This window comes from Vibrio sp. Vb1554, from assembly GCF_033344235.1.
Window position 1 is genome coordinate 1 of the sequence record NZ_JAWPOJ010000431.1, and the last position, 1,061, is coordinate 1,061.

1 protein-coding gene is annotated in these 1,061 nt (G+C 51.8%); it reads right to left on the reverse strand.

From position 1 onward, the window contains the following. Positions 1 to 1,061: efflux RND transporter periplasmic adaptor subunit (locus R8N28_RS26830; RefSeq protein ID WP_318183870.1), on the reverse strand; the 1,061-nt coding region annotated here is incomplete at both ends.

The window sequence follows — 1,061 nt, forward strand, 5'->3', positions numbered from 1 at the left end:
ATTGACCCGATGCGGCTTTTTGAATTTCGAACTCAATAGCTTGGCCCTTTTGCAGCGAGCCCATATCGACGCCGTCAGCGAGGGTAAAGTTCATAACCATCCCCGGCCAATCCCACTCTGGTACGGGCTGGTGGTTGATGGTCAACATGCGATGGTCTTTCATCACATCAGTGATTTCGCCCTTCGTCCAAGCCGTTTGCGAAGTGGCTTCGGTCGGTGATGAAATACGTGATAGATCAGCCGTTTGGCTCGATTCTGAATCCAACATAAAGTGAGCCGAGGTTACGATGCGATCGTCTTGAGTCAGGCCTTGTAGTACCTCGATTTTGTCGTCAGCTTCTCGCCCTACTTCGATGCGCGTTGAGCGGTATTTGCCGTCTCCCTCAGACAGCACGACGCGAGTCATACCCCCCGAGCGGATAACGGACGACTTGGGAATGGTTAACACCGCGTTGTCGCTGACAGGTTGCAAGGCAATATTGGCGAACATGTTCGGTTTCAGCTCGCCATTGGGATTAGAGAATTTAAGACGAACACGAAGCGTGCGCGTTTTAGGATCCAAAATTGGATACACATAATCGACGCTGCCTTGCCACTCTTTACCCGGAATCGCATCCAACGTCATAGTGGCGTCGCTGCCTGCTTTCATCCAGTGAGCTTGGCGCTCAAACACTTCGGCATCCACCCATACGTTTTCAAGTGGGCCCGCGCTGATCACCGCTTGAGCAGGGGATAGGTAACCACCTTCACGAACGTTCAAACTCGCGATGACGCCATCTTCCGGAGCTTTAATTTCAATAGTTTGCGATGCTTTCCTGCGTTGAGTAATGGCTTTGATTTGAGAACGATCAACACCCAGTGTCACTAAACGTTCTGTCGCGCCTTTCACCAGGCCACTACGTCCAGTTCGGTAGGCGTTCAGCAGCTCTTCTTGTGCTTTGACTAGCTCAGGCGAATACAGCGTGAACAGCACGTCGCCTTTGTTGACCTTTTCACCCACGGCATTGATGTAAAGCTTTTCAACCCAGCCCGCCACGCGAACGTTGGTTTGCCACAAATGG